Annotated in this window: 1 tRNA gene, 2 rRNA genes and 1 pseudogene; all 4 read right to left on the bottom strand. The window is 56.1% G+C overall.

Going from position 1 to position 3,418, the window contains the following annotated elements:
* Window positions 1-143 (bottom strand): annotated as a pseudogene (locus PHAMO_RS20495) (ISAzo13 family transposase); the annotation flags it as partial.
* A 175-nt stretch (window positions 144-318) separates the two neighbouring features.
* A tRNA-Met gene (locus PHAMO_RS15665) sits at window positions 319-395 on the bottom strand.
* A gap of 62 nt (window positions 396-457) precedes the next feature.
* Window positions 458-572, bottom strand: a 5S ribosomal RNA gene (gene rrf / locus PHAMO_RS15660).
* Between the two features lie 83 nt (window positions 573-655).
* A 23S ribosomal RNA gene (locus tag PHAMO_RS15655) occupies window positions 656-3,398 on the bottom strand.
* Window positions 3,399-3,418: the final 20 nt, after the last annotated feature.

Below are 3,418 nucleotides of genomic sequence, written 5' to 3'. Positions count from 1 at the left end.
CTCAAAAGGCCATCGCCGATTAGAGTTCGGCCGCACCCAGGACGCCGTCCCCTTCCATGACCGCATCCGCCGCCAAGTTCCCTCAGCCCCCGCCCGATGGTTCTGGGCGCAATGCCGGTGGCCTGCGCTACCGCAGCGATCCCGATTTCGTTGCTGATTTGCCACGCGCAGCGGAAAAAATTTCACGGACCGTCCGCCGTTTCCACGCCACGGCTTTCCCCCCTGGCGCTTCCACGACGCTTCCACGGCGGGGTTTTGGGGGTNATTTTGGAATCAAAAAAGCCGCTGATTCATGAACAGAATCAGTGGCTTATCGACTGGTTGCGGGGGCAGGATTTGAACCTGCGACCTTCAGGTTATGAGCCTGACGAGCTACCGGGCTGCTCCACCCCGCGAGAAGAGAGAAGAAGTGGAGCTGGGGGATGTCGTTGTGTATAGGTATAAGTTTCCTTAGAAGACCTGGCAGCGACCGACTCTCCCGTGCCTTAAGACACAGTACCATGGGCGCAGAGGGGTTTCACGTCCGAGTTCGGGATGGGATCGGGTGGGGGGCCCTCGCTATGACCACCAGGTCGTCGAAGGAAACTTATTTCTGATCTGAGTAAACCGCGTGCAATTTAGCGTTCTAGATAGTCGGGCTTGCCGCCGCGCATGGGCGATCAAGCCGATCGAGCGATTAGTATGGCTTAGCTTCACGTGTTACCACGCTTCCACACGCCACCTATCAACGTGGTGGTCTTCCACGGCTCTGATAGGGAAACCTTGTTTTGAGGGGAGCTTCCCGCTTAGATGCATTCAGCGGTTATCTCGTCCGCACGTGGCTACCCGGCAATGCCGCTGGCGCGACAACCGGTACACTAGAGGTGCGTCCATCCCGGTCCTCTCGTACTAGGGACAGGTCCTCTCAAGTTTCCAACACCCATGGTAGATAGGGACCGAACTGTCTCACGACGTTCTAAACCCAGCTCACGTACCACTTTAATCGGCGAACAGCCGAACCCTTGGGACCTGCTCCAGCCCCAGGATGTGATGAGCCGACATCGAGGTGCCAAACCTCCCCGTCGATGTGGACTCTTGGGGGAGATCAGCCTGTTATCCCCGGCGTACCTTTTATCCGTTGAGCGATGGCCCTTCCACGCGGGACCACCGGATCACTATGACCGACTTTCGTCTCTGCTCGACTTGTCTGTCTCGCAGTCAGGCGGGCTTATGCCATTGCACTCGACAGCTGATTTCCGACCAGCCTGAGCCCACCATCGCGCGCCTCCGTTACTCTTTGGGAGGCGACCGCCCCAGTCAAACTACCCGCCATGCAGGGTCCCGGCCCCGGGTTCACGGGGCGCGGTTAGATACCAGGAAGCAGAAGGGTGGTATTTCAAGGTTGCCTCCACACTAGCTAGCGCCAATGCTTCATAGGCTCCCACCTATCCTACACATCCACATCCTAGTACCACTGCAAAGCTGTAGTAAAGGTGCACGGGGTCTTTCCGTCTAGCCACGGGTACTCCGCATCTTCACGGAGAATTCAATTTCGCTGAGTTGGTGTTGGAGACAGCGGGGAAGTCGTTACGCCATTCGTGCAGGTCGGAACTTACCCGACAAGGAATTTCGCTACCTTAGGACCGTTATAGTTACGGCCGCCGTTTACCGGGGCTTCAATTCAGAGCTTGCACCCCTCCTTTTAACCTTCCGGCACCGGGCAGGCGTCAGACCCTATACGTCGTCTTTCGACTTCGCAGAGCCCTGTGTTTTTAGTAAACAGTCGCCACCCCCTGGTCTGTGCCACCCCCAACCGCTTGCGCGGGAGAGGGTACCCCTTATCCCGAAGTTACGGGGTCAATTTGCCTAGTTCCTTCAACACCATTCTCTCAAGCGCCTTGGTATACTCTACCAGTCCACCTGTGTCGGTTTAGGGTACGGTCTATACGCTGGCGTTATTTCCTGGACCCCCTTCACTGCACCCTCAATCCGATAAGAGGATACAATACACGGAGGCCGTCACGTCCAGCAGGCCCACGAATATTAACGTGGTTCCCATCGACTACGGCTTTCGCCCTCGCCTTAGGGGCCGGCTTACCCTGCGCGGATTAGCCTTGCGCAGGAACCCTTGGACTTTCGGCGACAGTGTTTCTCACACTGTTTATCGCTACTCATGTCAGCATTCTCACTTCCGATACCTCCAGCGCCTCTCACGATGACGCCTTCGCAGGCTTACGGAACGCTCCGCTACCGCGTGCACGATGTGCACACCCGCAGCTTCGGTGCATGGCTTGAGCCCCGGTACATTTTCGGCGCGAGACAGCTAATAGACCAGTGAGCTATTACGCTTTCTTTAAAGGATGGCTGCTTCTAAGCCAACCTCCTGGTTGTTTTGGCCGTCTTACATCCTTTTCCACTTAGCCATGACTTGGGGACCTTAGCTGGCGGTCTGGGCTGTTTCCCTTTTGACACCGGACCTTAGCACCCGATGTCTGTCTCCCGGATAGTACTCATCGGTATTCGGAGTTTGGTTAGGTTTGGTAGATCTTTGGGATCCCCTAGCCCATCCAGTGCTCTACCCCCGATGGTATAAGTCCGAGGCGCTACCTAAATAGCTTTCGCGGAGAACCAGCTATTTCCGAGTTTGATTGGCCTTTCACCCCTAACCACAGGTCATCTCCGTCTTTTTCAACAGACGTGAGTTCGGTCCTCCAGTGGGTGTTACCCCACCTTCAACCTGCCCATGGCTAGATCACCCGGTTTCGGGTCTAATGCATGCAACTCAGCGCCCTATTCAGACTCGCTTTCGCTACGCCTACGCCTACCGGCTTAAGCTTGCTGCATACACTAACTCGCTGACCCATTATACAAAAGGTACGCCGTCACGGTTCAAGACCGCTCCGACTGCTTGTAGGCATTCCGTTTCAGGAACTCTTTCACTCCCCTCGTCGGGGTGCTTTTCACCTTTCCCTCACGGTACTTGTTCGCTATCGGTCACTGAGGAGTACTTAGCCTTGGAGGGTGGTCCCCCCATGTTCAGACAGGATTTCACGTGTCCCGCCTTACTCGAGGCTGATGCTCGGTTTACTCTTACGCGGCTATCACGCGCTATGGCCCGACTTTCCAGACGGTTCAGATTATGTAAGCACCAGCACTGGGCTGGTCCGCGTTCGCTCGCCACTACTAGCGGAGTCTCGGTTGATGTCCTTTCCTCGGGCTACTTAGATGTTTCAGTTCGCCCGGTTCGCCTCCTCCACCTATGTATTCAGTGAAGGATCACCTTACGGTGGGGTTTCCCCATTCAGAAATCCACGGATCAAAGCCTGCTCGCGGCTCCCCATGGCTTATCGCAGCGTGCCACGTCTTTCATCGCCTCTCAGTGCCAAGGCATCCACGAAATGCCCTTTTGACGCTTGATCGCTCCATACGCAGGGACAAG

Source organism: Magnetospirillum molischianum DSM 120 (assembly GCF_000294655.1).
Classification (GTDB): Bacteria; Pseudomonadota; Alphaproteobacteria; order Rhodospirillales; family Magnetospirillaceae; genus Phaeospirillum; species Phaeospirillum molischianum.
This window is presented reverse-complemented; position numbering and strand designations above follow the sequence as displayed.